At 57.2% G+C, this 26,470-nt stretch carries 31 protein-coding genes; 14 read left to right on the top strand and 17 right to left on the bottom strand.

The window, feature by feature from the left end:
• Positions 1-128 precede the first annotated feature (128 nt).
• From NQ490_RS12280 to NQ490_RS12255, 6 genes are all read right to left on the bottom strand, one after another.
• Complete coding sequence (locus tag NQ490_RS12280; RefSeq protein WP_007046099.1) at positions 129-1,034, bottom strand: DUF6017 domain-containing protein; 906 nt, start codon at positions 1,032-1,034, stop codon at positions 129-131.
• Positions 1,031-1,810 (bottom strand): BRO family protein, encoded by a 780-nt coding sequence (locus NQ490_RS12275; protein WP_040917482.1) that lies wholly within the window; start codon positions 1,808-1,810, stop codon positions 1,031-1,033. Before NQ490_RS12275 ends, NQ490_RS12280 begins: the two co-directional genes overlap by 4 nt.
• The gene (locus NQ490_RS12270) at positions 1,803-2,051 is read right to left on the bottom strand and encodes a hypothetical protein (protein ID WP_040917481.1); all 249 of its coding nucleotides are present in this window, start codon (positions 2,049-2,051) and stop codon (positions 1,803-1,805) included. The genes NQ490_RS12275 and NQ490_RS12270 overlap by 8 nt, the downstream gene beginning before the upstream one ends.
• Positions 2,052-2,177: 126 nt before the next feature.
• Positions 2,178-2,486, bottom strand: coding sequence for a DUF6050 family protein (locus tag NQ490_RS12265; RefSeq protein ID WP_007046096.1), 309 nt, complete (start codon positions 2,484-2,486; stop codon positions 2,178-2,180).
• A 93-nt stretch (positions 2,487-2,579) separates the two neighbouring features.
• Positions 2,580-2,912 (bottom strand): recombinase family protein, encoded by a 333-nt coding sequence (locus NQ490_RS12260; RefSeq protein ID WP_007046095.1) that lies wholly within the window; start codon positions 2,910-2,912, stop codon positions 2,580-2,582.
• Complete coding sequence (locus tag NQ490_RS12255) at positions 2,909-3,031, bottom strand: hypothetical protein (protein WP_007046094.1); 123 nt, start codon at positions 3,029-3,031, stop codon at positions 2,909-2,911. Before NQ490_RS12255 ends, NQ490_RS12260 begins: the two co-directional genes overlap by 4 nt.
• A 288-nt stretch (positions 3,032-3,319) precedes the next feature.
• On the opposite strand from NQ490_RS12255, the gene NQ490_RS12250 reads away from it, so the two are divergent.
• Together NQ490_RS12250 and NQ490_RS12245 are read left to right on the top strand one after the other, a co-directional pair.
• Positions 3,320-3,529: an ATP-binding protein gene (locus NQ490_RS12250; RefSeq protein WP_007046093.1), complete on the top strand. Its 210-nt coding sequence runs from the start codon at positions 3,320-3,322 to the stop codon at positions 3,527-3,529.
• A complete protein-coding gene (locus NQ490_RS12245) occupies positions 3,526-4,101 on the top strand; it encodes a hypothetical protein (RefSeq protein WP_007046092.1) in 576 nt (191 codons plus the stop codon). The genes NQ490_RS12250 and NQ490_RS12245 overlap by 4 nt, the downstream gene beginning before the upstream one ends.
• Positions 4,102-4,190: 89 nt before the next feature.
• On the opposite strand, the gene NQ490_RS12240 is transcribed toward NQ490_RS12245, so the two are convergent.
• Positions 4,191-5,525, bottom strand: coding sequence for a peptidoglycan D,D-transpeptidase FtsI family protein (locus NQ490_RS12240; RefSeq protein WP_050764666.1), 1,335 nt, complete (start codon positions 5,523-5,525; stop codon positions 4,191-4,193).
• Between the two features lie 190 nt (positions 5,526-5,715).
• Between NQ490_RS12240 and NQ490_RS12235 the strand changes: the two genes are divergently transcribed.
• The 3 genes from NQ490_RS12235 to NQ490_RS12225 all read left to right on the top strand — a co-directional run bounded on the left by NQ490_RS12235 (position 5,716) and on the right by NQ490_RS12225 (position 9,808).
• A complete protein-coding gene (locus NQ490_RS12235; protein WP_007046089.1) occupies positions 5,716-6,933 on the top strand; it encodes an iron-containing alcohol dehydrogenase in 1,218 nt (405 codons plus the stop codon).
• A gap of 188 nt (positions 6,934-7,121) precedes the next feature.
• Positions 7,122-8,345 (top strand): murein hydrolase activator EnvC family protein, encoded by a 1,224-nt coding sequence (locus NQ490_RS12230; protein WP_007046088.1) that lies wholly within the window; start codon positions 7,122-7,124, stop codon positions 8,343-8,345.
• Positions 8,346-8,368: 23 nt separating this feature from the next.
• Complete coding sequence (locus NQ490_RS12225) at positions 8,369-9,808, top strand: peptidoglycan DD-metalloendopeptidase family protein (RefSeq protein ID WP_007046087.1); 1,440 nt, start codon at positions 8,369-8,371, stop codon at positions 9,806-9,808.
• Positions 9,809-9,857: 49 nt separating this feature from the next.
• Here the strand turns inward: NQ490_RS12225 and NQ490_RS12220 are convergent, their stop codons facing one another.
• The gene (locus NQ490_RS12220; RefSeq protein WP_040917478.1) at positions 9,858-11,309 is read right to left on the bottom strand and encodes a sugar transferase; all 1,452 of its coding nucleotides are present in this window, start codon (positions 11,307-11,309) and stop codon (positions 9,858-9,860) included.
• A gap of 282 nt (positions 11,310-11,591) precedes the next feature.
• Here NQ490_RS12220 and NQ490_RS12215 point away from each other — a divergent pair, with 282 nt between their 5' ends.
• From NQ490_RS12215 to NQ490_RS12200, 4 genes are all read left to right on the top strand, one after another.
• Entirely contained in the window at positions 11,592-12,041 is a 450-nt protein-coding gene (locus NQ490_RS12215) for an Lrp/AsnC family transcriptional regulator (RefSeq protein ID WP_007046084.1), read from the top strand.
• A 114-nt stretch (positions 12,042-12,155) separates the two neighbouring features.
• Positions 12,156-12,527 carry a GntR family transcriptional regulator gene (locus NQ490_RS12210; RefSeq protein WP_007046083.1) on the top strand — a complete coding sequence of 124 codons (372 nt, stop codon included), beginning with the start codon at positions 12,156-12,158 and terminating at the stop codon, positions 12,525-12,527.
• A gap of 2 nt (positions 12,528-12,529) precedes the next feature.
• Positions 12,530-13,390: an ABC transporter ATP-binding protein gene (locus NQ490_RS12205; protein WP_040917476.1), complete on the top strand. Its 861-nt coding sequence runs from the start codon at positions 12,530-12,532 to the stop codon at positions 13,388-13,390.
• A complete protein-coding gene (locus NQ490_RS12200) occupies positions 13,387-14,067 on the top strand; it encodes an ABC-2 transporter permease (RefSeq protein WP_007046081.1) in 681 nt (226 codons plus the stop codon). Before NQ490_RS12205 ends, NQ490_RS12200 begins: the two co-directional genes overlap by 4 nt.
• A 56-nt stretch (positions 14,068-14,123) precedes the next feature.
• On the opposite strand, the gene NQ490_RS12195 is transcribed toward NQ490_RS12200, so the two are convergent.
• A complete protein-coding gene (locus tag NQ490_RS12195; RefSeq protein WP_007046080.1) occupies positions 14,124-15,077 on the bottom strand; it encodes an AEC family transporter in 954 nt (317 codons plus the stop codon).
• 259 nt (positions 15,078-15,336) lie between these two features.
• On the opposite strand from NQ490_RS12195, the gene rpsF reads away from it, so the two are divergent.
• From rpsF to rpsR, 3 genes are read left to right on the top strand one after another with little or no spacing between them, the layout of a single operon-like run.
• A complete protein-coding gene (rpsF, locus tag NQ490_RS12190; protein WP_007046078.1) occupies positions 15,337-15,621 on the top strand; it encodes a 30S ribosomal protein S6 in 285 nt (94 codons plus the stop codon).
• 12 nt (positions 15,622-15,633) lie between these two features.
• Complete coding sequence (locus tag NQ490_RS12185) at positions 15,634-16,116, top strand: single-stranded DNA-binding protein (RefSeq protein ID WP_007046077.1); 483 nt, start codon at positions 15,634-15,636, stop codon at positions 16,114-16,116.
• A 37-nt stretch (positions 16,117-16,153) separates the two neighbouring features.
• On the top strand, positions 16,154-16,396 hold the full coding sequence (rpsR, locus tag NQ490_RS12180; RefSeq protein ID WP_040917474.1) for a 30S ribosomal protein S18: 243 nt from the start codon (positions 16,154-16,156) through the stop codon (positions 16,394-16,396).
• Between the two features lie 126 nt (positions 16,397-16,522).
• Here the strand turns inward: rpsR and dnaJ are convergent, their stop codons facing one another.
• The 4 genes from dnaJ to hrcA all read right to left on the bottom strand — a co-directional run bounded on the left by dnaJ (position 16,523) and on the right by hrcA (position 21,348).
• Complete coding sequence (dnaJ, locus tag NQ490_RS12175; RefSeq protein WP_007046075.1) at positions 16,523-17,698, bottom strand: molecular chaperone DnaJ; 1,176 nt, start codon at positions 17,696-17,698, stop codon at positions 16,523-16,525.
• 95 nt (positions 17,699-17,793) lie between these two features.
• On the bottom strand, positions 17,794-19,632 hold the full coding sequence (gene dnaK / locus NQ490_RS12170) for a molecular chaperone DnaK (RefSeq protein WP_007046074.1): 1,839 nt from the start codon (positions 19,630-19,632) through the stop codon (positions 17,794-17,796).
• Positions 19,633-19,711: 79 nt separating this feature from the next.
• Positions 19,712-20,314: a nucleotide exchange factor GrpE gene (locus tag NQ490_RS12165; RefSeq protein ID WP_007046073.1), complete on the bottom strand. Its 603-nt coding sequence runs from the start codon at positions 20,312-20,314 to the stop codon at positions 19,712-19,714.
• A 20-nt stretch (positions 20,315-20,334) separates the two neighbouring features.
• Positions 20,335-21,348, bottom strand: coding sequence for a heat-inducible transcriptional repressor HrcA (hrcA, locus tag NQ490_RS12160; protein WP_084759085.1), 1,014 nt, complete (start codon positions 21,346-21,348; stop codon positions 20,335-20,337).
• A gap of 227 nt (positions 21,349-21,575) precedes the next feature.
• Here hrcA and NQ490_RS12155 point away from each other — a divergent pair, with 227 nt between their 5' ends.
• Positions 21,576-22,955, top strand: coding sequence for an MATE family efflux transporter (locus tag NQ490_RS12155; RefSeq protein ID WP_007046071.1), 1,380 nt, complete (start codon positions 21,576-21,578; stop codon positions 22,953-22,955).
• Positions 22,956-22,959: 4 nt separating this feature from the next.
• On the opposite strand, the gene NQ490_RS15415 is transcribed toward NQ490_RS12155, so the two are convergent.
• Positions 22,960-23,502 (bottom strand): stage V sporulation T C-terminal domain-containing protein, encoded by a 543-nt coding sequence (locus tag NQ490_RS15415; protein WP_007046070.1) that lies wholly within the window; start codon positions 23,500-23,502, stop codon positions 22,960-22,962.
• Positions 23,503-23,573: 71 nt separating this feature from the next.
• On the opposite strand from NQ490_RS15415, the gene NQ490_RS12140 reads away from it, so the two are divergent.
• Complete coding sequence (locus tag NQ490_RS12140; RefSeq protein WP_007046069.1) at positions 23,574-24,050, top strand: NUDIX hydrolase; 477 nt, start codon at positions 23,574-23,576, stop codon at positions 24,048-24,050.
• 57 nt (positions 24,051-24,107) lie between these two features.
• On the opposite strand, the gene NQ490_RS12135 is transcribed toward NQ490_RS12140, so the two are convergent.
• From NQ490_RS12135 to hisF, 3 genes are all read right to left on the bottom strand, one after another.
• Positions 24,108-24,935: a histidinol-phosphatase HisJ family protein gene (locus NQ490_RS12135; RefSeq protein ID WP_007046068.1), complete on the bottom strand. Its 828-nt coding sequence runs from the start codon at positions 24,933-24,935 to the stop codon at positions 24,108-24,110.
• A 1-nt stretch (position 24,936) separates the two neighbouring features.
• Positions 24,937-25,593 (bottom strand): bifunctional phosphoribosyl-AMP cyclohydrolase/phosphoribosyl-ATP diphosphatase HisIE, encoded by a 657-nt coding sequence (gene hisIE / locus NQ490_RS12130; RefSeq protein ID WP_007046067.1) that lies wholly within the window; start codon positions 25,591-25,593, stop codon positions 24,937-24,939.
• Positions 25,594-25,704: 111 nt separating this feature from the next.
• Positions 25,705-26,463 carry an imidazole glycerol phosphate synthase subunit HisF gene (gene hisF, locus NQ490_RS12125; RefSeq protein WP_007046066.1) on the bottom strand — a complete coding sequence of 253 codons (759 nt, stop codon included), beginning with the start codon at positions 26,461-26,463 and terminating at the stop codon, positions 25,705-25,707.
• Between the last annotated feature and the right edge of the window lie 7 nt (positions 26,464-26,470).

The raw sequence follows: 26,470 nt of genomic DNA, 5'->3' as shown, positions 1-26,470 counted from the left end.
GCGGCGTTTACCTCCTTTCGTTGGAATGATTATGGGAATGCTACCTCAGCTAAGGCGGCACAATCCGGCGATAGATGATTTTCATTTACACTGTCCTCCTTTCCGAGCATTGCTCACGATGGTATTCATTAAAGAGTGTCTTCACAAAGGCTATAATCGTAGGTCTTCGGCTTCTTTGACCCTGCCGATCTGTCCTGCCCGTAGAAATCATGATTGACGAGCGCGGAGTAGTAATTGTCTATCGTCAGAGAGGCGTTATACAGAGCGGTCAACAGGTACGCCCGGATATTACGGATGTCTGACGGGTTCTTGTTCATTGCTTCCAGAACGTACTCTATGTGGCTGCTATTCAGCTTGAGAAAGCGGGACTTAACCACTTGCTGCGGCATATCCTCGCCATTGATACGGATGGTCGTAGCGGTAGAGCAGACGGCATCCAGCATGATGTCCATGATCTCCCGGAAGCGGTCTTTATCGAACTTCGGATCCTGACAGAGAATGTCGTAGTCAAGATTCTCTTTGATAATCTCTTCATACTCGCTTCGCTCATCCATCCTGTCCATCCCATCAAGATTGATGGATTGATAGTTCTTTGAGAGAGTATTTCTTTCTTGGGTAATTACTTGATCAGTATTTATTTGTGCGGACTTATCCCCGCGTGGATTATCCACATCTGGCTTCTCCACACATGGATTTTCCGTGTGTGGCTTTTCCCGTTCTGGCGTGGACTCCTGCGGCTCTTCGTATATCTCAAAGATTGTGCAGCTCATCCTGCCTTTACCGTCTCTCTGCCGGTGCCGGACAAGGTAGCCGTGCTTTTCAAGCTCACGGAGCGCGGAGAGAATGGCATCCGGACCTTCCTTGCAGATTGCAGAAAGCCCCTTGGTTGAGAACTTCCAGCCATCATTGAACGAGAGCATCTTTGAGAGAAGACCGACTGCCTTGAGTGACAGGCTCTTGTCTCGAAGGTGGAAGTTCGCCATGACGGTATAGCTACGATTCTTGTTTACGCGATAGACTGCCACGAAAATCACCTTGCCATCTTGGGAAGCAGCTCTTCACCGCACTTCTTCTGGAACTTCATTCGGACGACCTCCTTGCCCTTCGGCGTGAAGTAGGTCTGAGAACCGGTGTAGCAGTACGTCACAAAATCGCGGACGATGAACAGTCCGGCATTGCTGTCCTTGTTGTAGGGAAGAAGCTGACCGGAGGGAGAGCGAAACAGGTACTTCTCTCTGAGAAGGAACTGAACGAACTTGCGCTCCGGGATTTTCAGTTCCTTCGCCGTCGTTCGGATATTGGTGCAGTCATCCGGATTGATGAAGGCGTCGTAGTAATCGGCTTTGGGCTTTGCCGTGTTCAGCTCACACTCAAGAGCCTTCACGCGATTCTTTTCCAGAATCAACGCCTGAGCGAACTCCATGATGACCGCCGGTTCCTTCTGAATGCGTTCCAGAAGGGAGTCTGTCATGTATCCACCGGTTTTGCGGATGGTGGGAATGACCTCATGTGTGATCCAGCGTTTGAAGGCTTTGGCTTCGGGCTTGCGGCTTTTCAAAATAAGCGAATAGAGTCCTGCTTCGCTGATTACATTCAGCATTTGAGCGCCGCCCAGCTTTCCGGAGTGACCCTCATTAGTAGTGAGGGTCACTTTTTCGTCATCGTCGAGCTTTGAAATAGCTTGCGACGGATTCCCAATATCAAGGGCATTGCACACATCAACCGCAACAAACCACGGTTCACCACCGATGAGGATCGTCCGCACCTCACCGAACTGTTCGTTCTTGAAGATTTCAATTTTGTTATCCATGACTGGCTTCCTTTCCGGCATCAGATGTGCCACTTTGATTTTTGAGGGTTGAAACGGGATTGCTGCAGTAGGGACACTCTGCAAACACGCAGGACTGATATTTCCAGAAGGGACGATGAAAGCGGCAGCTTCGGCACTCAGGGAGAATGCCATCCGCGCCGCTGTCAAAATGCTCAAAGCCGGGTGTGGTCTGCATCAGTAATTCCAGTGCTTGCAGATCACCGGCTGTCATGCGTTTCATGCTTAAAAACTCCTTTCTTTCGCCGCATCGCCAGCAAATATTCCGGCTTTTGGGCAACAAAAAAAGAGGGTTTGCTTCTTACTCCAAATTGGAGAAGAAACAAACCCTCTTCGTTTACGATGTAGTTCAGATGATTTCTCGGATGGTATGAATGACACCGAGCAGCAGCCCGATGAAGAAGGCGAGTCCTCCGATAAGACCGCCTATGATTAAGTTCAATGCGAAGATGCCGACTGAGCCGGAGATGCCGTAACCGCTTGGAACGAGCCAGAGGCACATCCTCCGGATGCCGAATGGCAAGCCGACGCAGATCCACATTAGGAAGTAGTCGCATACGCCGTCAGGCATATAGATCGGCTTGAGAAATGACGCAAGACAGAACGCAAGCGCGATTGGCAGCACAACCTCCTTCAAGAAGACTTTGATAGCACCCACTATATCCTCCTTCTGCCGGAAGTGTGCAGCGGCACCCTCCGGCTTGCTTGATTATTGTGAAAGTCCTTTGTTTTCGGTCAAAAAAAGAAGGGACTAAGCCAGAATGCCTTGGTTTTCAAGGTCTTTCTGATTTAGTCCTATTATCGCACAATAATCCTTGACGATGACGCAGCGCACGCTGCCATCCATCAGGCATTGACTCAGTTCCTGAAAACCGGGACGCGCAAAGTCTGTGCCGGTGTGGCCATCGTCCACAAATTCCCGGGCAATAGTAATGTCATGATGTTGTGCCCATTCCCGAAGGAAGGAACGCTGATTTTGTATAGAGTCCGACTCAGCGGCAGGACCGTCGGCGGCGGACAGTCTTAGGTAAATGGCAGCCTCCTGTGCAAAACCGGTCAGCACTCGCTTATTGCCTTGTCTCATGCATCTTTTTTCTCTATTTTCTCAAGATCCAAGTTGCACAACAGTTGCTCCAAACATTCCTCCAGCGTTCGAGCTCCCTTTTCTGTTGAGAACACAACCGTAACATACTGTACATTCATAATTGGACTCCGTTTCTTCGTGCCCTACGTTCGTCTGTTTCTTTAGCCAATACTATGCAGGTTCTTCACAAGATATTTTCTTTTTTAGATGAAGTAAGGTGAAAATCGGATTACCTTCTAGATGCATGCGAACAAGTGTGCGCTGATCACTCCTGGTGCAATGTTTCAGGATTTTTTCGGAACCAGAGATTTAATTAGGCATCTGCCTCACAACGTTCGGTGACCTCATCACGGTAAAGCGGATTCTTTTCCGGTATACTCCTTGCAGTAACTGCAAGGAGGGTTTCCATGAATCCAGGGAAGAAGCGCCGCAAGGCCGTTGTGGAAGAACGGGACTGTGTGGCCTGCGGCTGTTGTGTCAAGGTATGCCCGCTGGGCGCCATCCAGGTACTCCACGGCATCACTGCACGGGTGAATCCGGACAAGTGCGTAGGCTGCGAGAAATGCGTCCGGGAGTGTCCGGCCAGCGTGATCCAGCTGCAGGAGGTGGAAGCATGAAAAAACACTGGTACGACTATCTGTGGATCGTTTCGCTGCTCTACCTGGTGCTGGGATTTTTCAACATCCTGTTTGCCTGGCTGGGTCTGGCTTGCTTCTTTCTGCCGCTGCTCATCTCGATCACAACGGGCAGCAAGGCGTACTGCAACCGCTATTGCGGCCGGGGCCAGCTCTTTGGATTGCTGGGCGGCCGGTTCGGGTTATCTCGCAAGCACGATATTCCCCGCTGGATGAAAAGCAAGGCATTTCGCTACGGCTTTCTGGCCTTTTTCTTTGTGATGTTCTTCGTGATGCTCTGGAACACCTGGCTGGTCTTTGCCGGCGCCCAGGATCTCAAGCAGGTCGTCACCCTGCTGTGGACCTTCAAGCTGCCCTGGCATTGGGCCTACCACGGCACGCTGCTCCACCCCGGCGTGGCCCAGTTTGCCTTCGGCTTCTACAGCGTCATGCTCACTTCCACCGTGCTGGGCCTTGTGACGATGGCCCTTTTCAAGCCCCGCAGCTGGTGCGTCTACTGCCCTATGGGCACCATGACCCAGCTGATCTGCAAAGCCCGGAACCCGGTACGCTGACCCGCTTTTCCGCCGGGTGCACGGTCATTCACACAAAAAAAGAGCTGCTCCTGCGTTTCATCCCGCAGGAGCAGCTTGTTTTTTATCGTTTATTCGTTATTTTTTAATAGTCCAAAACTCTGTACCAGCCCCATCCGATCGGCGGTATAGTATTCGCTGCGCTTGATCTCGCCCGGCAAGTCTATGCCGGTAGCCTCCCGCAGACCAAAAGCCTCGAAATAGTTGCAGAAGTTTTCCTTGCCAAGCCGCGCCCCAATTTGAATGAAGCAAGGGTTGCAGCTGACGGCCAGTCCCTGGGCAAAAGTCTCCACGCCGTGGATATGCCCGTTGGCGCAGCGAAACCAGGTCCCCGCCACATTGATTTTGCCGGCGCAGACAAAGGTATCGGTCGGGGTACAGACGCCGGTGTCCAGCGCCGCAGCTGCCGTAATGAGTTTGAATACGCTGCCCGGTTCATACAGATCGCTGATGGCCTTGTTGCGCCACTGGGTCTGCTGCGCCTCCTGCAGGGCTGCACTGCGCGCTTCCCCGGTCAGCGCATCCACCTGGGCACGAATCTCCTCGTTGATGATCTGCCGCGGTGTATTGGGGTCGTAATCCGGCTGGCTGGTCATGGCCAGAATCGCCCCCGTCTGCACATCCATGACAATGCCCACACCGCGCTGCGCCACATTGTGTTCCCGTACGGCGGCATCCATCGCGCTTTCCAGCCAGTGTTGGATATTGGCATCGATGGTCAGTGTCAGCGTATTGCCAGGCACTGCGTCCACCAGTGTCTGGTAATGGGTGGGCATATCGTACCCCCAGGCATTTTTGGCCGTCAGAATTTCTCCGTTCTGTCCGGTGAGTTCCTCATTGTACTTCAGCTCCAGCCCCCACAGCCCTGCATTGTCCACATCGGTAAAGCCCAGAATGCCTCCCATAAAATCCCCTTCCGGGTAGACACGCTTGGTGTCCTGCCGGATCTGGATTCCTTCGGCTCCGTTTTCAATACACCAGCTGCGCACGGCCTCGGCCATTTCGCGGTCCACACGGCGTCGCAGCAGGCAGTCATTGGAGGTCCGCTGGCTGAATTTTTCCAGCGTGTCCTCATACTCAATTTCCAGAATCTCGCTCAATGCCCGGGCTGCCGGTTCCACCAGCGCATCGTCCAGTTCCCGGGGAGACGCCCGGATCGTCCAACAGGTTTCACTGGCTGCCAGCAACGTACCATCGGAGGAATAGATTTTCCCCCGGGGCGCCGGCAGCGTTGCACCGCGCAGCTGCTGATCTGCCGCACGGGCCGCATACCCATCCGGATCCATCACCTGCAGAAGGAACAGTCGCACCAGCAGCCCGCCGAAGCAGACCAGCGCCAGAATGCCTGCCAGAATATGGGCCCGCCGGCGCATCAGACGATTTTGCAGCGGGGTCAGATGACGCATAATCGGCCTCCTTTCCGTGCGAAACAGAGTGGTTTCGCCCCTGTTGCACCCTATGCCCACACATCCGTCAAAATGCCGAATTTATGTGCGCAAATTCTCCTTATCGCCGATTGACGTTTGGACAAAGATTCGGTATACTGTAGATAATCACATTGACAATTTATTGTCAATTCGTTAGGAGGTCATTCCCATGGCAAGATTTACTTTACCCCGCGACCTGTATCACGGCCCCAATGCACTGGAAGCCCTGAAAACGCTCCCCGGCAAGCGCGCGATGATCTGTGTCGGCGGCGGTTCTATGAAACGCTTTGGATTCCTGGATCGTGCCGAGGCCTACTTAAAAGAAGCCGGTATGGAAGTTGCCCTGTTTGAAGGAATCGAGCCCGATCCGTCGGTAGAGACCGTCATGAAGGGTGCAGCTGCCATGCAGAAATTCCAGCCGGACTGGATCGTCGCCATCGGCGGCGGCTCCCCCATCGACGCAGCCAAGGCCATGTGGATCAAGTACGAATATCCTGACATCACCTTCGAGGATATGTGCAAGGTCTTCGGCATTCCGCCGCTGCGCCGCAAAGCACATTTCTGCGCGATTTCCTCCACCTCCGGCACCGCCACCGAAGTCACTGCGTTCTCCATCATCACAGACTATGCCAAGGGCATCAAGTATCCCATTGCGGACTTTGAGATCACCCCTGACGTGGCCATCGTCGATCCCGAACTGGCTCACACCATGCCCAAAAAGCTGGTGGCCCACACCGGTATGGACGCCATGACCCACGCCATCGAGGCCTATGTTTCCACGGCGAACTGCGACTTTACCGATCCGCTGGCCCTGCATGCCATCGAAATGATTCAGGCGGATCTGGTGGGCAGCTACAACGGCGATATGACCAAGCGAGACGCCATGCACAATGCCCAGTGTCTGGCCGGCATGGCTTTCTCCAACGCTCTTCTGGGCATCGTCCACAGCATGGCGCACAAGACCGGCGCAGCCTTTGCCGACTACGGTGCCCACATCATCCACGGTGCGGCCAATGCCATGTACCTGCCCAAGGTCATCGCCTTCAACGCCAAGGACCCCACCGCCAAGAAGCGCTACGGCGTCATCGCCGACAAGATGCACCTGGGCGGTGAGAACGATGACGAGAAGGTCGCCCTGCTGATCAAGTATCTGCGCGGCATGAACGACGACCTGAACATCCCGCACTGCATTGGTCACTATGGTGCCGATTCTTTCCCCTGCGAGCAAGGCTTTGTGCCCGAGGAAGTGTTCCTGGAGCGCCTGCCTGAGATTGCCAAGAACGCCATCGGCGATGCATGCACCGGGTCCAACCCGCGGCAACCCTCCCAGGAGGAAATGGAAAAGCTGCTGAAATGCTGCTACTATGATACCGAGGTAGACTTCTGACCCATACCTTCCCGCGGCAGGGAATTCCTGCTGACCGGAAAAAACACGCTCTCTGTCATGCAGAGAGCGTGTTTTTGTTTTCGGGGCGAACCCGGTCCTTTCTTGACAGAATTGGTCTATCGTGATAGACTTTCCCTATACAGGTCTATCACAATAAACCGTTTTCCCGATTCAAGAGGACTTTTGCCATGTCGTACTCCCATCTGCGTTGTGCCGTCGCCGCTTTGCTGTTCTTACTGTTGGTTGTGGCCGCTCTGCCGGCGGCCGCTGAGGACCGCCAGCAATCACTTAGCGAACAGAAAACGCAGGCACAACAGGAATATGAAAACGCGCAAAAGGAATTGTCCGAAATCCAGGAGCAGCAGGCGGAGACCGAATCCCAGATCGGACAGTTGGAGGGGCAGGCCGCGACGGTAGCCGCCCAGCTCCAGAATGTATATGCTTCCCTGCAGGAAGCCGAGCGGGAATTGCTGACACGCCAGGCAGAGGCAAACCAGGCCGCTGAGGCGCTGGTTCAGAAGCAGGCCGAATACAATGACTGTCTGGGGCGCAGCAAAGAGCAGATGCGCGCCATGCAGATGCTGGAGGGCGACGGAGCCATCGGTTTGCTGGCCCAGGCCAAAAGCCTGTATCAGCTGCTGACATTTTCCGAAGTTTTGCAGCAGATCGTTTCCAAAAACAATGAGGTCCTCACCGACCTGCGTGTTCAGGCCCAGGCCCTGGAGGAAGCCCGCCAGCAGGCAGAGGCCGCCGCACAGGAGGCAGAATCCGCCAAACTTGCATTGGATGCGCAGCAGAACCAGCTGGACAGCATGCAGGATGCGCTGGAAACCGCCCTTCAGCAGGCCAATGAGACATGGAGTGCCCAGGAATCCGCCGAGCAAGCCCAGGCGGTCATGACCGAAGCGGCCAGGAAAGCTTACGAGGAGGCCACCGCTGCCCTGGACGCCTATGTGCGTGCCCAAAGCGACCGCTACACCACCGATGACCTGATTTTGACCAGCCTCGATTTTCGCTGCCCCTTGGACAGCTACAGCATGATCACCACACAATTCGGAGAGGCGGATCCCTGGGGCATCCCCCACCGGGGAACGGACTTTGCCGCCCCCAACGGCACGCCGATCTACGCCATTGCTGACGGCATCATCAGTGCGGCCGGGCCGGTGAACAGCTACGGCAACTGTGTGCAGGTCAGCCATGGTACCGCCGGGGACGGCAGCCGCTATGACAGCTTGTACGCCCATATGAGCCGCATTGCCGTCAGTCAGGGACAAGCGGTGCACAAGGGGGATGTCATCGGCTATGTGGGCAACACCGGCAATGTATTCGGTGCCAACGGCGGTTATCATCTGCATCTGGAGCTGCGGGTCAACGGCAGCCGCGTAAATCCGCTGGCCTACGTGCCGCAATAAACACTGGAAGGAGATCGTTGCGGATGCCGCTTTTTCGCTTGCTGCAAAATCCACTGGGGGATTTTCTCTACGCTGTTGGATTTTTTGTGGAATATACCCTGGTCCGGCTTTTCCGCAGGCTGCGCATGGTGTTTTGCTGGCTGCGCCGGGCCCTGGGCAATCTGTTGCTGCTGGCGCTGCGTCCGCCTATCCAGGCGCTGCTGGACCTTGGTGTCGCGCTGCATTCTCCGGGACGATTCCTCCTCGGGTATCTCCTGCCGGCAGCCGCCACAATCGGGCTCATCCTGCTGGTCCGTGCAGGGCTGTCCCTCCCCTTCGCCCTGCGGGTGACCGTCAACGGGCAGACGGTAGGGTACGTTGCCAGCGAAGAGGCTTTCGACAATGCCCGCGCCGATGTGCTGGCCCGTGTGAACTCCGCCCGGGAGCTGCTGGCTGCCGACCGCCAGACATTGTCCTGGGATCTGGAGCCCAGCTATACGCTGTCCATCAGCGATGTGACCATGACGGAAAGCGAAGTGGCCAACGAGATCCTGCGCATCAGCGGCAGCGAGATCAGCGAAGCCACCGCCGTTTATGTGGACGGCGTGCTGTGCTTCGTGACTACCGAGGGAGATCATCTGCGCCGGTATCTGAACAGTATCAAAGCCCCGTGGGAGGATCCCACCAGCCAGACCACACGGGTCAGTTTTGTGCACGGGCTGCGGTTGGTGGACGGCATCTATCTGACGGATTCGGTGGTCCCCTATGCCGATGTTCTGGCCGCCCTGCAGGCCAATGACGGAGAAGACCTCCAGGTGAAGGTCAGTGAGCGTATCACGGAAACCCAGGAGATTCCCTATGACACCGAGACCCAGGAGGACAGCGAGCTGGATTTCGGCAAAAGCGAAACCGTGCAGGAAGGCGTTCCCGGCAGCGAGGCCGTCACCCGGGAACTGACCTACATCAACGGAACCCTCGTGGACGACCAGGTCGTGGATGTCCAGGTGCAGCAGTCCCCCACCCCGGAAATCATCCGCCGGGGCACCCGGCTGAAAAACGGCATGATCGGCAAACTGGGCACCGGCACCTTCATCTGGCCGGTGCCGGGGTACCGGACCATTTCCCGCTGGGCCAACCTGCAGGTTCGCGGCGGCCACCGCGGCGTGGACATTGCTGCCCCCTACGGCACACCGATCTATGCCTCCGACAGTGGCACCGTGGTGGAGGTTGTGAACATGCACCCCAGCTGGGGCAACTATGTGACCATCGATCACGGCAACGGGTACAAAACGCTGTATGCCCATATGTCCTCTTTTGCCGTTTCCCTGGGCGATACCGTAAGCCAGGGACAGGTCATCGGCTATGTGGGGTCCACCGGCGACTCCACCGGCAACCATTGTCATTTCGAGATGAGTTACAACAACGTCCTGTTCAGCGCCTATGACGTCTTCCCCAATATGCCGATCAAGAATCCCGACTTCTGAGACAAACAGAAACCGCCCGCCCCCAAGGGGCAGGCGGTTTCTGTTTTGCTTATCGGGCGCCGCGGCCTGCAAAGACCACGACCACCGTTTTGAGCAGGATCTTCACGTCATTCCACAGTGACCAGTTGTCGATGTAGCGGACATCCAACCGAACCACTTCCTCGAAGTTCTCAATATCGCTGCGGCCGCTGATCTGCCACAAACCTGTGATGCCCGGCTTCATGCTCAGGCGGCGCTTGTGATGACTCTCATACTGTTTATACTCATCCAGTGTGGGCGGCCTGGTCCCCACCAGCGACATATTGCCCCTGAGCACATCAAAGAACTGGGGCAACTCATCAATGCTGGTGCGCCGGATGAATCGTCCCACCTTGGTGATGCGCGGGTCATCTTCCATCTTGAACATCAGACCTTCCATCTCGTTCTGAGACATCAGTTCCTTTTTGCGCGCCTCCGCGTCCACATACATGCTGCGCAGCTTGTGAATATAAAAATACCGGCCATTGAGGCCCACCCGCTTCTGCTTGAAAATCAGCGGTCCGGGACTTTCCAGTTTGAGCGGGATTGCCACCACGGCGATGATCGGAATGCTGATGATGCATCCCACCAGAGCACCGACAATATCCATCATCCGCTTGAGCATCATATCCCGCAGTTCCAGTTCGATGGTGCCCATGGTGACAATGTTGCCGCCGGCGCAGCGCCCCAGCTCCCGGCTCAGACGGGCCGCGCTGGTTTCATCACAGCAGACCTCCTCAATGCGGTCCAGCATCTTGAGGCGGAAATGCACGGTCAGGCCCATGCTCTCCATCTCTTCGAGGTAAGGAATAAAGGATTCCCCGCTGTCCATCGGGATATCCACATAGATCTCATCCAGCGCCGCCCGCCGGATCCAATCCATGAAATCATCAAAATTGGCGCGCACCGGTACCCCTCCGAAATCCTTGCCCACCTGCTCGGCCGGCGCGTCCAGCAGTACCACGCCGCACACCCGTTTGGACCAATCGTCCCGCAATTCCCGGATGACGGCGCCCGCGTGGTCCACCGTTGACAGGATGCCCACCAGACTTTCCATGCCGCTGCGGTTCTGGGAGCGCAACAGATAGCGCTTGAGCAGCGTGTGCGTCAGCGGCATCATCAGCGCATTGACCAGCGGCACCGCTACGGCGAAGTACCGGGAATCCAGCATTTCCGCTTTGGCCAGCAGCATCAGGGTGGAGTAGACCGCCGCCATCAGCACGTTGAAGCGCACCGACAGTACCATTTCCCGTCCTGGCCCGCGGGTCACGATATTTTCTCTCTGGTTGAAAAAAAAGAAGGTCATGATAAAAGCGACTACTAGCAGACAGATCGTCTGCACCCAGTCGCTCCTGCTATAGGGGACAATACGCCCCAACAATCCGTCTGTAATGAGCCATGCCAGCAACACGCTGAGCAGCAGCGTTACCAGATCCAGCGCAAATACATAGGCATATTGCAGTTTTTCGCGTTTATTGATCATTCCGTTTTCCTGATTTCCCTTTGTCTCCCTGTTCCCGCGCACAGAGAGCCTATTCTCCATAATATCAGTTTATTGTAGCATGTTTGGTCTGTTTTTTCAATTGCGGGCCAAGGATTGTCAGCAGAGTGTCACTTTTTGCTCCGTTTTCGCCAAATTGCAGCTTCCGTTTTTCTTTCTTTTGTGTTTTCCTTTACTTACCGTGCCTCTTGTGCTACAATACTTTCGATAATAAAGCTTTCACCTTTTCAATACACGACACCATCTGTGGCAAGGAGTCACCTTATGGATCATATAGACCGCAAAATTATTGACATGCTGCAAAAAAATGCCCGCGCGCCGCTGAAGGAAATCGCCGACCACGTCTTTTTGTCCAGCCCGGCCGTATCGGCCCGCATCGCCCGGCTGGAAAGCGCCGGCATCCTCTCCGGCTATCAGGCCCAGATCGACGCCCCCAAGCTGGGATACATGGTCAAGGCCTTCATCAATCTGGATATGGACCCCCAGCGCAAACCGGAGTTTTATCCCTATATCCAGCAATGCCCTCAGGTCGTGGAATGCAACTGCGTGACCGGTGACTACAGCATGCTCATCGAGGTGCTCTTCGGTACCACCCAGGAACTGGACCAGTTCATCAACCACCTGCAACAGTTCGGCCGCACCCATACGCAGATCGTCTTTTCCACCCCGGTGGAGCACCGCGGCGTCCCGGTGTCGGATCCCGATGAAGAATAACCTTTTCCCGCCCCGCAAGGGCGGGATTTTTTTGTTCTGCCTCTTGACAACTGTGTATATCGTGTATATACTGTAAATATCGAATATGTACAGTTCGATGCAAAGGAGCGCTTCATGGAAATCTATCTGTCCAATTCCGGTCAGGAACCGATCTACGCGCAGATCACGCGGCAGATCAAAGAACAGATCCTGTCCGGGCAACTGCACGAGGGGGACGCCCTGCCCAGCATCCGGCTTTTGGCCAAAGAACTGCGTATCAGCGTCATCACCACCAAACGTGCCTACGAAGACCTGGAATCCGCCGGGTTCATCCTCACCCAGCCGGGGCGCGGCAGCTTTGTGGCGGCCCAGAACCCTGCGCTGGTCCGGGAAGAACATCTGAAGAACGTCGAGAGCAGCCTGCAGGGTGCGGTGGATGCCGCACGGCTGGGCGGCATCGGCTACGAGGAAGTATGCGAGATGTTGCGCCTTTTATGGGAGGGCTGACTATGGCAAACGAAGCCGCCGTTCTGCGAGGAGTGCAGAAACAGTACAAAAACTTTACTCTGGGTCCCATCGATCTGACGGTTCCTGCCGGCACCATCGTGGGGCTGGTGGGGGAAAACGGCGCTGGAAAAACCACCACGCTGAGAATCCTCTGCGGCGTGAATTCCCCCGATGCCGGGGAGGTCACCCTGCTGGGCAGCACCCCCGCCGACAAAGCCGCCCGGGCCCGGCTGGGGGTAGTGTTCGAGGATGCCTACTTTTTTGGTGGCCTTACCGCCGAGCGTATCGGCAAGAGCATGGCGGGGATTTTTGGTTCCCGCTGGGATGCCGGGCAGTTTGCCGCCTATCTGCAGCGGTTCGGACTGGACAGCCGGAAAAAGTTTTCGGAATACAGCCGCGGCATGCGGATGAAGCTGAGTCTGGCCACCGCTTTGGCCCACCATCCCGACCTGCTGGTGCTGGACGAGGCCACTGCAGGGCTGGACCCGGTGGTACGCGGCGAGATGCTGGACCTGTTCCTGGAGTTCATCCAGGATGAACAGCACAGCATCCTCATGAGCAGCCACATCACCGGCGATCTGGAGCAGGTGGCGGATTCCATTGCCTACCTGCACCATGGGCAGCTGCTCTTCCATGAAAATAAGGATGCCCTTTTGCAGGAATATGGCCTGCTGCGGTGCCGCCGCGCCGATCTGGAGAAGCTGCCTGCCGGCTGCGTGGTCTTCACCCGGCAGAATGCGTTCGGCTGCGAGAGCCTGGTCAAGAACCGGGAGACAGTCCAGCGGCTGCTGCCCGATGTCATCTGTGATTCGGCCGGCATCGACGACATCATGCGCTTTTACAGCGGGAGGGATGGACAATGAAAGGCTTGCTCTACAAAGACTGGACGATGATTTTTGGCGGATACAAAACCAATTTTCTCTTTCTGCTGCTGTTTTACGGTGGCTTCACGGCTCTGTGCCGGATCAGTTTCCTGAGTTACGCGCTGGTCTTTGTGTTGGGCATGTATGCTTCCTCCACCATCAGCATGGATGAAAGCAGCCATTGGGATGCTTACGCTCGGACGCTGCCCGTTTCCCCCCGCCAGTTGGTATCCGCGAAATACCTGCTCACCCTGTTGCTGACCGCGGTCAGTATTCCGCTGGGCCTTCTGCTGATTTTGCTGATTCCCGATCCGAAACCCTCCGTGATGGAAACCGCCAGCGGCATGATCTCCGCCGCTGCCGTCACCCTGATGTATATCTCCTTTGTCATGCCGCTGTCCTACCGCTTTGGTGCCGCCAAGGCCCGCAGTTGGGTGTCCATCACGATTTTCATCGTGTTCTTCGGACCTGTGGCTTTCTTCGCCTTGATGAAGGATGCCGAGAGCAATCCGGCAACACAGCTACTGCATACGCTCAAGCAGATGATGGAGGCTTCTTCCCTGTCGGATCAGCAGTGGATTTTGCTGTTTCTTTCCGCTGTGTTGGGTGCAGCGTTGGTCTGTCTTCTCATCAGCTGGGCCGTCAGTGTCCGTATCTACGCCAAAAAGAACTATTAAAAAGAAGCGGAGTTTCTCCCCCAACGGGAGTCACTCCGCTTTCTGTTTAAATAAGATCACAGCCAGCCGCCGCCGTGCAGAATAAAGATCCACCCGGTGAGCGTCAGGGCCGAAAGCAGCGTCGTCGCCGCAATGGCGCTGGCCGTCACCACACCTTCATGACCCATATTTTTGGCCATGACGTAGGAACTGGGAGTCGTGGGACTGCCCAGCATGATGAGCAATGCGATGAGTTCCTTTTCCCGGAAGCCCAGCGCCAGCGCGCAGGGAATAAAGATGGCCGACAACCCCACTGTCTTGATCAGGGCAGCCACCAGTGTGGGGCCGGCCTTTTTCAGCGCCTTGGGCCCCTCAAAGCTGGCGCCGATGGACAGCAGCGCCAGCGGTGTGGTCAGCGAAGCCAGACTGTTCAGCGTCTTGTCCGCAATGGTGGGCAGCTCTACCGGCAGCAGGCTGAAAATGGTGCCTGCGATAATGCCCAACAGAATGGGGTTGGTGATCACGCCGTGCACCAGCTGGCCAGGACGGGGCGCTTCGTGCTGTTCCTGGGGAGATTCGATCATCAGAATCAGCACCGCAAAGATGTTGAAAAGCGGCACGCTGCCCAGAATCATCAAGGGTGCCATACCCGCTTCGCCATAAATATTCTGGATAAAGGCCACGCCCAGCACCGCCGCGCTGCTGCGGTAGGATGCCTGCACGAACTCACCGATGATGGATTTATCCCGCATCAGCAGCCGCGCCAGTCCCCAGATCACCAGAATACTGATCAGCGTTGCCCCGAAGCAGAACAGCACGAACCTGGGCTGAAAATCATGGCGCATATCCACATCCGCCATATCCAGGAACAGCATGATGGGCAAGGTGATCTTAAAGGTCAGCTTGTCCGATGCCTTGCAGAATTCCTTGGGCAGAAAGCCCAGCTTTCCCAGAATACCGCCCGCCACCATGACCAGGAAGACCGGCAGCGTAGCATCCAGGCTGAAAATCAGATTTTCCAAACCATTCATATTTTTCCCCTCACACACAAAACGGACCTTGTACGGCCTTGCCGATTTATGGTATCATGAAAATGTTGATTTTGCAACCCGGTGGCAAAACGGGGCAATTTTCGTCTATTTTTCTGCATACAGCGCGAAAAACCCGGCCGGCAGCCCTTGACAAGAAACCAATGACTTGCTATAATAAATTGCTGTGCCAAACGGCACAGTTTATCCTTGCCCTTTGCATGGGCAAAGGGCCATACGTCCAAAAGGAGGTGCACAGAATATGGCTAAGTACGAAACCATGATGGTTACCACCGCCAACCTCGACGAGGAGGCTTCCGCCGCTCTGATCAACAAGTTCAAGAACCTGATTGCGGCGAATGGTACGATCGATTCTGTTGATGATTGGGGCAAGAAGCGTCTCGCCTATCCCATCAACGATGAGACCGAGGGTGTGTACACGGTGATCAAGTTCACCAGCGAGCCCGATTTCCCGGCCGAGCTGGATCGTGTCTACAAGATCACTGAAGGCGTTCTTCGCAGCATGATCATTGCTGAGGAGGAGTAAGGAGTACCGAAAATGCTGAATGTTGTTGCTATTATGGGCCGCCTTGCCCGCGACCCCGAACTTCGCCAGACCACGTCCGGCAAAAGCGTGGCATCCTTTACCATTGCGTGTGACCGCAACGGCAAGCGTGATGCCAGCGGCCAGAGCCAGGCCGACTGGATCCCCGTAACCGCGTGGGACCGCACGGCGGAATTTGTGTGCAAGTATTTCCAGAAGGGTTCGCTGATTGCCGTGGACGGCCGTCTGCAGAGCCGGTCCTATCAGGACAAAAACGGAAACAACCGCACCGCCATTGAAATCGTGGCCAACAACGTCAACTTTGCCGGACCCAAATCCGCCAACGCAGCACCCAGCATGGGCGGCGCCAACTACGGCGCGCCCATGGCAGACCCCGCCGCCCGCCCCGCTGTGCAACAGGCACCTGCGCCGAGCTATTCTGCCGGCAGCAACGATGACTTTGCACTGATCGAGGATGAAGGCGATCTGCCGTTCTGACAAATCGATTGTAGAATCCAACAAGGAGGTTACCACAATGGCTATGGATCGTTCTTCCCGCCCGATGCATCGTGGCCGCAAGAAGGTTTGCAGCTTCTGCGTCGATCGCGTTGAGCACATTGATTACAAGGATCTGCCCCGCCTGCGCAAGTACGTGAGCGAGCGCGCCAAGATCATTCCCCGCCGTGTGACCGGTACCTGCGCGTTCCATCAGCGTGAGCTGACGGTCGCCATCAAGCGTGCCCGTTATATGGCGCTGATGCCCTACGTGAGCGACTAATCGCCCCGGCATCCAAACCGTGCAAAAAAAGAGCAACTCTTGCGAGTTGCTCTTTTTCTTTTGTAGGATAACACAACAGCCGGGCAGCCCTTGGAGGGCCGCCCGGCTGATTTTGTGTACTCAGGATCAGGAGCTGAACCGGTCACGCAGATTCTTGAAGAATCCCTTGCGTTTCTCGTAGTTTTCGTCCTTGAGGCTGTCCTCAAAGGCTTTCAGTGCCTCACGCTGGGTGCGGTTGAGTTTCTTGGGGATCTCCACCTCCACGATGACATACTGGTCACCGCGGCCGCGGCCATTCAGATACTGGATGCCCTGACCGCGCAGGCGGAATTTGGTGCCGCTCTGGGTCCCCTCGGGGATCTTCTGCGCCACCTTGCCATCCACGGTAGGCACCTCGATCTCGGCGCCCAGAACCGCCTGGGAGTAGGTGATGGGCACACGGACATACACATCGTAGCCGTCACGCTCGAAGACCGCGTCCCGTTTGACCGTCACATGGACGATCACATCGCCGGCAGGGCCGCCGTTGCTGCCTGCATCGCCCTGACCGCGCAGCGCGATGTTCTGATCATCATCGATACCGGCCGGAATCTTCACTTCCAGCGTCTTGCGGGTGCTGGTTTTACCGGTACCGCGGCAGGTCTTGCAGGGGTTCTTGATGATGGTGCCGCGACCACCGCAGTGCGGGCAGGGCTGCTGGCTCTGCATCACACCAAAGGGGGTGCGCTGCTGGGTCACCACATAGCCGCGGCCTCCGCACTGGGTGCAGGTCTCCGGGCTGGAACCGGCCTCACAGCCATTGCCGTGGCAATCGGGGCAGGTCTGCTGACGATTCAGGGTAATCTTCTTGGCGCAGCCGTGGGCGGCCTCCTCGAAGGTCAGGATCACACTGGCCTGGATGTCATGCCCCTTGCGCGGCGCATTGGGATTGGAGCGGGTGGAACCGCCGAAACCACCAAATCCGCCGAAACCGCCGCCGAAGATATCGCCGAAGATATCGCCCAGGTCCACACCACCTGCGCCGCCGAAGCCACCGAATCCGGCACCGCCGCCCTGGCCGGCCCCATAGTTGGGGTCGACCCCGGCAAAGCCGAACTGGTCATAGCGCTTGCGCTTTTCCGGGTCCGAAAGAATATCGTGGGCCTCGTTGACCTCCTTGAACTTTTCCTCGGCAACCTTGTCGCCGGGATTCAGGTCGGGGTGGTACTTTTTGGCCAGCTTGCGGTAGGCGCTTTTGATCTCGGCATCGGTGGCATTTTTGCCGAGGCCCAGCACCTCATAGTAATCACGTTTTTCTGCCATAGAATCAATCCCCTCTATTTGGGCTTTCTTTCATTAACCCCGCAAGGGCCGCCGCCTTGCCGGGCGGCGGCCTTTGTTTCAGGGTTCAGATTGTATCAGACTTCGTGGAAGTCGGCATCCACAGCGCCGTCATCCTTGGGCTGGCTGCCGCCCTGGGCACCGTTGTCGGCACCGGGCTGCTGCTGCGCACCCTGGTTCTGGGCGGCCTGCTTGTAGACCTTCTCGCTGATGGCGTAGAAAGCCTTCTGCAGATCATCCTGCTTGGCCTTGATGTCATCGATGGAACCGGTCTTCAGAGCTTCCTTCAGGGCGGAGAGCTTGGTCTCCACGTCGCCCTTCTCCTCGGCGGAGATCTTGTCGCCGAACTCGTTCATGGCCTTCTCGGTCTGGAACACCATCTGGTCGGCGTTGTTGCGGATATCCACTTCCTCACGGCGCTTCTTGTCCTCGGCGGCATACTGCTCGGCGTCCTTGACAGCCTTGTCGATGTCGTCCTTGCTCATGTTGGTGGAAGCGGTGATCGTGATGCTCTGCTCCTTGCCGGTGCCCAGATCCTTGGCGCTGACATGGACGATACCGTTGGCGTCGATATCGAAGGTAACTTCGATCTGCGGCACACCACGGGGCGCCGGAGCAATACCATCCAGATGGAAGGTTCCCAGGCTCTTGTTGTCCTTGGCGAACTCACGCTCGCCCTGCAGGACGTTGACCTCAACGCTGGGCTGGTTATCCGCAGCGGTGGAGAAGATCTGGCTCTTCTTGGTGGGGATGGTGGTGTTACGGTCGATGATCTTGGTGCAGACACCGCCCAGAGTCTCAATGCCCAGGCTCAGCGGGGTAACATCCAGGAGCAGCAGGCCCTTGACATCGCCCTGCAGGACACCGCCCTGAATGGCGGCACCGACGGCGACGCATTCATCGGGGTTGATGCCCTTGAACGGCTCGCAGTTCAGTTCCTTCTTGACGGCGTCGTAGACGGCGGGGATACGGGTGGAACCACCGACCATCAGCACCTTGGCCAGATCGGAAGCCTTCAGACCAGCATCGGCCAGAGCCTTGCGGACAGGGGTCATGGTGCGGTCCACCAGGTCAGCGGTCAGCTCATTGAACTTGGCGCGGGTGAGCGTCATATCCAGATGCTTGGGGCCGTTGGCGTCGGCAGTGATGAAGGGCAGGTTGATGTTGGTGGAAGTGGCGCTGGACAGCTCGATCTTCGCCTTCTCGGCTGCTTCCTTCAGACGCTGGGCAGCCATCTTGTCCTGACGCAGGTCGATGTTGTTCTCGCGCTTGAAGTCCTCGGCCATCCAGTCAATGATGCGCTGGTCGAAGTCATCGCCGCCCAGGTGGGTATCACCGTTGGTGGCCAGAACTTCGGTAACGCCGTCGCCCATCTCGATGATGGAGACATCGAAGGTGCCGCCGCCCAGGTCGTAGACCATGATCTTCTGATCGGCTTCCTTATCGATGCCGTAGGCCAGAGAAGCGGCCGTGGGCTCGTTGATGATACGCTTGACGTTCAGGCCTGCAATGGTGCCGGCGTTCTTGGTGGCCTGACGCTGGCTGTCGTTGAAGTAGGCAGGCACCGTGATGACGGCCTCGGTAACGGGCTCGCCCAGGTAAGCTTCGGCATCCGCCTTCAGCTTGGAAAGGATCATGGCGCTGATCTCTTCAGGGGTGTAATCCTTGCCGCCGGCATGAACCTTCTCGGCAGTACCCATCTTACGCTTGATGGAAGAAATGGTATTTTCGGGGTTGGTGATCGCCTGACGCTTTGCGACCTGGCCTACCAGGCGCTCGCCGGTCTTGGTGAAACCGACGACAGAAGGCGTGGTGCGCGCGCCCTCGGCGTTGGCGATAACGACGGGCTCGCCGCCCTCCATAACGGCAACACAGCTGTTGGTGGTGCCAAGGTCAATACCAATGATTTTGCTCATACTATAAAACTCCCTTCAAAAGAACTTTGAATGTGGTGAATGTCTATTTATCTGAAACGGGCGATGCCCGATTCATGCGTTATTCCGCGACGACCACCGTTGCATGACGGATGATCTTGTCGCCGATCTTGTAGCCCTTCTGGAACACCTGAACCACGGTGCCGCTCTCCTGCCCTTCAGCGGGCGGGACCTGCTGCACAGCGTTCATGAAGTTGGGATCAAAGGGCTTGGAAAGCGCTTCAATCTCGGTGATGTGGAGATTTTCCAGCGCTTTCGCAGCTTTGTCCAGCGTCATCATGACGCCCTTCTTGTAGTTCTCGTCACTGCAGGCGGCATTGGCGGCCATGTCCAGGGTATCCAGGATGCCCAGGATCTGGGTGACGGCGTGGGAAATGCCGTCGTTGAATTTCTGGTCCGCCTCGCGCTGGGAGCGCTTGCGGTAGTTATCATACTCGGCCGCGGTGCGCAGCAGCTGATCTTTCAGCTCGGCGTTTTTCTTCTCACTGGCTTCCAGTTTGGCCTGCAGCGCCGCTTCCGCGTGGTGATGCTTTTCTTTCTTTTCGGCCTTTTCCGCCTTGGGAGCCGCTTCTGCGGTCTGTCCCTTGGCTTCGGTCTCGGGGGCCTCGGCAGCCTGTTCAGGCTGTGTCGCCGTGTTCTTTTCTTTTTCTGTCTCGTGGCTCATTGCGGGTCCTCCTTATCTGTTTATTGGCCCTGCCCGGCCATGCTCTGTCCCAGCTTGACGGAGAAATAATCCAGAATCGGCAGCAGCCGCCGGTATTCCATCCGTGTGGAACCGATCAGCGCCACCGAACCGGTCAGACCGCCGCCGGCCAGATACCGCTTGCTGACGATGCAGGCCCCCGGCATGGCAGGATCCAGATCACTGCCCAGTGTGGCCGTGATCTTGCCGCCGTCGGGGCGAAGCAGCTCGGTGGCTGCCTCGTTGTCGGAAAAGATCTCCAGCAGCGTGCCGAGATTCTCGCGCACGTCGGGCATCTTGGCCAGGTACTGGGCGCCCTGCAGGCAGGCCTGCGGGCCGGTGGTGACCAGTGCCTGAGCAGCCAGCACCACCGGTGCCAGCCGCTCCCCTGCTGCCAGCACCATGCTGGCCGTCAGCATCGGGCTCAGATCCTGGGGCGCCACAAAGGTCAGTCCCCGGTTGAGCAGCTGGGCCAGGTTGGCGGCATCGTCCCGCGTCAGGCCGGTGTCCACCCGGGCCACCCGGGTGCGGACGCCGCCTGCACTGGTGACGGCCAGCACCGCTGCCGAATAGCGGCCGACCTGCACGACCTCAAAGTGAGCGATGCAAAGGTCCGGTGCCTGAGGCGTGGTGACGGCTGCTGCACATTCGGTCAGATCAGCCAGACTGCGTGCCGCCGCGGGGGCCAGTTTTTCGGGCTCCACATCCATGCCCGCGAAGAGGTCGTCGATGTGTTCGCGATCCTCCTCCGGCAGCTGGATGCTGCCCGGAGCGTCGATCAGGTGATCCAGGTAGTAACGATACCCTTGAGCGCTGGGCACCCGCCCGGCACTGGTGTGTGGCTGTTCCAGCAGCCCCAGCTTGGTCAGCGCCGCCATCTCATTGCGCAGGGTGGCGCTGGACAACGCCATATCAAAGTAGTTGGCCAGCAGACCGGAACCCACCGGCTCACCGTCACTGGCGTACAGGGCAACAATAGCTTCCAGGATCCGCTGCTTGCGCGCGTCCATCGCCATGTCGCTCATCTCCTTTGTGCTTCCCTTTGATTCGTTTTAGCACTCCTTATCTCTGAGTGCTAAATTTATTATACCCTCCTTTTTTTCTCTGTCAAGGGGTTTGGCAAAACTTTTTGCAAGTTTAACAGTTTCGACACAATCCCGGCTTCGACCTGCCTTGACACCTTCCTGCGCCGGATTTATACTACTTTATAACCTTATTATAATGTAAAGAAGGGACCATTGCGATGCAAACCCATTCCGACGACAAAGCGTTCCTCGCCACCGACCCTCTTGGCAGTCTTCTGCTTCGGCTGGCACTTCCCACCGTGGCCGCGCAGCTCATCAACATGCTGTACAACATCGTGGACCGCATCTACATCGGCCACATCCCAGAGACCGGCGCCCTGGCTCTGACCGGCGTGGGGGTCTGCCTGCCGCTGATCATGATTGTCTCCGCTTTCGCTGCCTTGGTGGGCAATGGCGGCGCCCCCCGTGCCACCATTGCCATGGGTCAGGGCAACAAAGAAAAGGCCGAGGTGATCCTGGGCAACTGCTTCGCCCTGCAGATCGTAGTCTCGGTCGTGCTGACGGTGATTCTGTTTTTGGGGGACCGGGCCTTTCTGCTGGCCTTTGGCGCCAGCGCCAACACCATAGACTACGCGGTGGCCTACATGGATATCTATGCGGTGGGCACCATCTTTGTGCAGATGACGCTGGGCATGAATGCCTTCATCACCGCCCAGGGCTTTGCCAAGGAGGGCATGCTGTCGGTGCTTATTGGTGCCGTAGCCAACATCATTCTGGATCCCATTTTTATCTTCTGGTTCGGCCTGGGGGTGCGGGGTGCAGCCCTGGCCACCATCTTGTCACAGGCCCTTTCCTGTATCTGGGTACTGGCCTTTCTTTTCGGCAAGCGCACCTTCCTGCGGCTGCGCAAAGAGACCATCCGCCTCTCCCCTGCCGTACTGCTGCCCTGTGTGGCACTTGGCGCCGCCACCTTTATCATGCAGGCCAGCGAGAGTGTGATCTCAGTAGCGTTCAACTCTTCTTTGCTGCAATACGGCGGCGATCTGGCCGTAGGCGCCATGACGATCCTGTCCAGCGTCATGCAGTTCGCCATGCTGCCGCTGCAGGGTCTGGGCCAGGGAGCACAGCCTATCATCAGCTACAATTATGGTGCCGGCAAACGGGACCGCGTAAAAAAAGCATTTTTCCTGCTGCTGCGGGTCAGCCTGTTCTACTCCTGCCTGCTGTGGGCTCTGGTAGAGCTGTTTCCCCAGGCGTTCGCCTCCCTGTTCACCAGCGATGGGGAGCTGGTCGCCTACACCGGCAACGCCCTGCGCCTCTACGTAGCGGCGCTCTTCCTGTTCGGTATCCAGATGGCCTGCCAGATGACCTTTACCTCCCTGGGCAAGGCCAAGCAATCCATCCTGGTGGCGGTCATGCGCAAATTCATCCTGCTGCTGCCACTGATCTATCTGATGCCTGTCCTGTTCCGTGACGATCAGGCCCGGGCCGTCTATATGGCGGAGCCGGTGGCCGACACATTGGCGGTGCTCTTCACTTCGGTGCTCTTCTTCTTCACCTTCCGCAAGGTGCTGCGCCAGATGAACAAGTCCGCCTGAGGGGTCATTCCTCCATCCAGCGGGAAAGGAAATTGGCGGCAGTAGCCAGCACCTGTACGGTGTCCGGGCGGGGTGCCGGGTCCCGCGCTGTGCCGGGCAGCAGGACGCCGCCCTCAATATCTCCATGAGCCACAATGGGCGCCGCACAGAGGATCAGACGCTCGCCGCGCTCAAACAAATGCAGGCGTTTGGCAGAATTGTCCGGCGCCGTGTAGACCGTCCGCCCGGACAGGAGATGCTCCACCTCGGTGGAGATTTCCCGTCCCATCATATCCCCCTTTCCGGTGCCGGAGGCCGCCGTAATGCAGGTACGGTCGCAGACCAGCACCGTGCAGCCGAGGCTTTTGGCCAGCACATCGGTGTAAATGGCCGAGATCTGCCCCAGTTCCACCAGAGGAGAATACTTTTTGAAGATGACCTCCCCGTCGGCGGCGGTGTAGATTTCCAGCGTATCGCCCTGGCGGATTCTTTGGGTGCGGCGGATCTCCTTGGGGATCACCACCCGCCCCAGTTCATCGATACGACGTACAATTCCTGTTGCTTTCATACTGCTTCCCTCCGGGATGATTTTATGGTAGTATCTGCTAAAAAACCCGATTTATGTATAGGAGACTGTGTATGGATCTTTTGCAGACCACCCTTTGCTATCTGGAACACAACGACTGTTACCTGATGCTCCATCGCGTAAAGAAGAAAAAAGATGTCAACCATGACAAGTGGATCGGCGTCGGCGGCAAGTTTGAGCCCGGAGAGGATGCCCTTACCTGCGCGCTGCGGGAGGTCCGGGAAGAAACAGGTCTGACGATGCAGAACCCGCAGTATCGCGGTATCGTGGACTTTTACTGTTCCCCCTGGCCCGCCGAGCGGATGCATCTCTACACCTGTACGGAATTTACCGGCTGCATGATTGACTGCAATGAAGGCACGCTGGAATGGGTCCCCAAAGAAGCGGTACCAGATCTGCCCATCTGGCCGGGCGACAAACTGTTTTTCCGGTTGCTGGCCGAAGAGGCCCCTTTTTTTCATCTGGAACTTACCTACAACGGCGACTCTCTGACCCGGGCCGTGCTGGACGGGCAGGAAATGGCGCTCTGACACAAAAACACCCCGCATGGAAAATATCCATGCGGGGTGTTTCGTTTTGAACGTATGTTACAGCGGGCAGACTTTGAAGCCATCCTTGCCCAGGACCTGAACCTTGGAGTAGCCCAGTTCCTTGAGCTTGGCCGCTGCTTCCTCGTAGCCGAAGGTCAGCGCCTTGGCGTCGTGGGCATCCGCCGTGATAACCACGTTGCCGGAAAGAGCCAGCCAGTCCTTGAGGATCTCATCCGAGGGGAAGAAGTCCTTGCGGAAGCCGCGGAAGACCGCCGAGGTGTTGACTTCCAACACGCAGCGGTTGCGGGCCGCCACCATCAGGGCGCTGTCCGCCGCCGCCTTGTAGCGCGGGTCATGCTCATCGAAGAACTTGCCGTCGCCGTTGATCTTTTTGATCAGGTCGAAGTGGCCCAGGATGGTGGGCTTCTTCTCCGCCACCTTGGCCACATTGGCAAAGTAGGCTTCCACCACTGCCAGGCCATCGCCGTCAAAGTCATCGGCGATGCAGGCGGCCAGGTCGCTTTCCCGCCAGTCGATCTCGTAATACTTGCCGGTCTTGGGACCCTGGACGTAGTGGCAGCTGCCGATAAAGTAATCATAATCCGCCGGGTTATCGTCGCTGAAGAGGTCCCACTCCAGTCCGCAGAGGATATCCAGCTTGCCGGCGTAGCGCTCCTTGAGCTTGGCGATCTGCGCCTTGTAGAGCGCCGTGCGGCTCTGGGTCATGCAGTACTCCAGATCGCACGGGGTGTGGCTGTGGCCGCTGAAGCCCAGCGTCTGCAGACCGGCACGCCACGCCGTGACTGCCAGTTCCTCTAAGGTGTTTTTGCCGTCGCACAGTTTGGAATGTACGTGGACGGAACTTTTCAGGTATTCGCCCGCCATATTACTGCATCCTTTCCTGCTTTACTTTGTGGTCGATGACATGCCGCTTTTCCAGCTCCTTGGTGATATCCTCCACCGAGATGCCCAGTTCGATCATCAGCACCATCACGTGATAGGCCAGGTCACTGATCTCGAAGATGGTCTCCTCTTTGTCGCGCTTGGCACCGGCAATGATGACTTCGGTGGATTCCTCGCCCACCTTCTTGAGGATCTTTTCCAGGCCCTTGTCAAAAAGGTAGCTGGTGTAGCTGCCCTCTTTCGGGTCGGTCTTGCGCCCCTCGATCAGTTCATACAGCCCCTGCCAGGTGAACTGCTTCAGTTCATCCGACACATAGACGGGATTGAAGAAGCAGCTCTCGGCGCCGGTATGGCAGGCCGGACCGGACTTGATGACGTCGATGACCAGGGCATCCTTGTCGCAGTCCGCCGTGATGGAGACGACCCGCTGCACGTTGCCGGACGTCTCGCCCTTGCGCCAGATCTCCTGACGGCTGCGGGACCAGAACACCGTGCGGCCCTCCGCGATGGTCAGCGCCAGCGTCTCGGCATTCATATAGGCGAGAGTCAGCACCTCTTTGGTATAGTGATCCTGCACGATGGCCGGAATCAGCCCGTGGGAATTGAAGTGGAGCGATTGGGAATTCTGGGTGATTTCCATCTTGAGAAACCTCCTGCTCAATAACGGTTGGTGCGGGCCGCACTCATGGCACTGCCCGCCCAACGAAAATATATGTATAGTGTACCTGTTTTCGCCGCGTTTGGCAAGGGGTCAAAGCCGCATTTCCACACCGTTTTCGCGCAGATAGCCTTTGAGATCCCGGATTTCCACCTGCTTGGTGTGGAAGATGGAGGCTGCCAGCCCCGCATCCACCGCCGGGTGATTGCGGAACAGCTCCAGGAAATCCTCCTTGCGGCCTGCACCGCCCGAGGCGATGATGGGCACCGCACAGCGGGCCGCCACCGCATCCAGCAGTTCCAGGTCAAAGCCGTTCTTGACGCCGTCGGTATCGATGGAGTTGACCACCAGTTCCCCGGCGCCGTTCTTCACCCCCTGCTCCAGCCAGTCCAGGGCATCGATGCCGGTATTTTCCCGGCCGCCCTTGGCAAAGAGCATGAATCGGCCGTCCACCCGTTTGATGTCTGCCGAGAGTACCACGCACTGATTGCCGTACTTCTGAGCCGCTGCGGGGATGATCCCGGGGTTGGCGATAGCACCGGAGTTGACGCTGACCTTGTCGGCGCCGCATTTGAGGACCCGGTCAAAATCCTCCAGCGTGCGGATGCCGCCGCCCACCGTCAGCGGGATAAAGATCTGGCTGGCCACCCGGCGCAGAATATCGGTAAAGAGGGTGCGCCCCTCCACGCTGGCGGTGATGTCGTAAAACACCAGTTCGTCAGCGCCGGATTCGTTGTAATACCGGGCCATCTCCACGGGGTCGGCCATATCCTGCAGCCCCTCAAAGTTGACCCCCTTGACCACACGGCCGTTTTTGACGTCCAGACAGGGAATGATGCGTTTGGTAATCATGCTGCGC

This window comes from Subdoligranulum variabile (assembly GCF_025152575.1).
GTDB classification, from domain to species: domain Bacteria; phylum Bacillota; class Clostridia; order Oscillospirales; family Ruminococcaceae; genus Gemmiger; species Gemmiger variabilis.
Note: the sequence above shows the minus strand (reverse complement) of the source record. Positions and strands in the feature narration are given on the sequence as shown.

Excerpts from the sequence above, each read along its gene's own strand:
- NQ490_RS12275 (WP_040917482.1), bottom strand. The coding sequence starts at position 1,810 with ATGGATAACAAAATTGAAATCTTCAAGAACGAACAGTTCGGTGAGGTG.
- NQ490_RS12270 (WP_040917481.1), bottom strand. The coding sequence starts at position 2,051 with ATGAAACGCATGACAGCCGGTGATCTGCAAGCACTGGAATTACTGATG.
- NQ490_RS12260 (WP_007046095.1), bottom strand. The coding sequence starts at position 2,912 with ATGAGACAAGGCAATAAGCGAGTGCTGACCGGTTTTGCACAGGAGGCT.
- NQ490_RS12255 (WP_007046094.1), bottom strand. The coding sequence starts at position 3,031 with ATGAATGTACAGTATGTTACGGTTGTGTTCTCAACAGAAAAGGGAGCT.
- NQ490_RS12250 (WP_007046093.1), top strand. The coding sequence starts at position 3,320 with ATGAATCCAGGGAAGAAGCGCCGCAAGGCCGTTGTGGAAGAACGGGAC.
- NQ490_RS12245 (WP_007046092.1), top strand. The coding sequence starts at position 3,526 with ATGAAAAAACACTGGTACGACTATCTGTGGATCGTTTCGCTGCTCTAC.
- NQ490_RS12240 (WP_050764666.1), bottom strand. The coding sequence starts at position 5,525 with ATGCGTCATCTGACCCCGCTGCAAAATCGTCTGATGCGCCGGCGGGCC.
- NQ490_RS12235 (WP_007046089.1), top strand. The coding sequence starts at position 5,716 with ATGGCAAGATTTACTTTACCCCGCGACCTGTATCACGGCCCCAATGCA.
- NQ490_RS12230 (WP_007046088.1), top strand. The coding sequence starts at position 7,122 with ATGTCGTACTCCCATCTGCGTTGTGCCGTCGCCGCTTTGCTGTTCTTA.
- NQ490_RS12225 (WP_007046087.1), top strand. The coding sequence starts at position 8,369 with ATGCCGCTTTTTCGCTTGCTGCAAAATCCACTGGGGGATTTTCTCTAC.
- NQ490_RS12220 (WP_040917478.1), bottom strand. The coding sequence starts at position 11,309 with ATGATCAATAAACGCGAAAAACTGCAATATGCCTATGTATTTGCGCTG.
- NQ490_RS12215 (WP_007046084.1), top strand. The coding sequence starts at position 11,592 with ATGGATCATATAGACCGCAAAATTATTGACATGCTGCAAAAAAATGCC.
- NQ490_RS12210 (WP_007046083.1), top strand. The coding sequence starts at position 12,156 with ATGGAAATCTATCTGTCCAATTCCGGTCAGGAACCGATCTACGCGCAG.
- NQ490_RS12205 (WP_040917476.1), top strand. The coding sequence starts at position 12,530 with ATGGCAAACGAAGCCGCCGTTCTGCGAGGAGTGCAGAAACAGTACAAA.
- NQ490_RS12200 (WP_007046081.1), top strand. The coding sequence starts at position 13,387 with ATGAAAGGCTTGCTCTACAAAGACTGGACGATGATTTTTGGCGGATAC.
- NQ490_RS12195 (WP_007046080.1), bottom strand. The coding sequence starts at position 15,077 with ATGAATGGTTTGGAAAATCTGATTTTCAGCCTGGATGCTACGCTGCCG.
- rpsF (WP_007046078.1), top strand. The coding sequence starts at position 15,337 with ATGGCTAAGTACGAAACCATGATGGTTACCACCGCCAACCTCGACGAG.
- NQ490_RS12185 (WP_007046077.1), top strand. The coding sequence starts at position 15,634 with ATGCTGAATGTTGTTGCTATTATGGGCCGCCTTGCCCGCGACCCCGAA.
- rpsR (WP_040917474.1), top strand. The coding sequence starts at position 16,154 with ATGGCTATGGATCGTTCTTCCCGCCCGATGCATCGTGGCCGCAAGAAG.
- dnaJ (WP_007046075.1), bottom strand. The coding sequence starts at position 17,698 with ATGGCAGAAAAACGTGATTACTATGAGGTGCTGGGCCTCGGCAAAAAT.
- dnaK (WP_007046074.1), bottom strand. The coding sequence starts at position 19,632 with ATGAGCAAAATCATTGGTATTGACCTTGGCACCACCAACAGCTGTGTT.
- NQ490_RS12165 (WP_007046073.1), bottom strand. The coding sequence starts at position 20,314 with ATGAGCCACGAGACAGAAAAAGAAAAGAACACGGCGACACAGCCTGAA.
- hrcA (WP_084759085.1), bottom strand. The coding sequence starts at position 21,348 with ATGGCGATGGACGCGCGCAAGCAGCGGATCCTGGAAGCTATTGTTGCC.
- NQ490_RS12155 (WP_007046071.1), top strand. The coding sequence starts at position 21,576 with ATGCAAACCCATTCCGACGACAAAGCGTTCCTCGCCACCGACCCTCTT.
- NQ490_RS15415 (WP_007046070.1), bottom strand. The coding sequence starts at position 23,502 with ATGAAAGCAACAGGAATTGTACGTCGTATCGATGAACTGGGGCGGGTG.
- NQ490_RS12140 (WP_007046069.1), top strand. The coding sequence starts at position 23,574 with ATGGATCTTTTGCAGACCACCCTTTGCTATCTGGAACACAACGACTGT.
- NQ490_RS12135 (WP_007046068.1), bottom strand. The coding sequence starts at position 24,935 with ATGGCGGGCGAATACCTGAAAAGTTCCGTCCACGTACATTCCAAACTG.
- hisIE (WP_007046067.1), bottom strand. The coding sequence starts at position 25,593 with ATGGAAATCACCCAGAATTCCCAATCGCTCCACTTCAATTCCCACGGG.
- hisF (WP_007046066.1), bottom strand. The coding sequence starts at position 26,463 with ATGATTACCAAACGCATCATTCCCTGTCTGGACGTCAAAAACGGCCGT.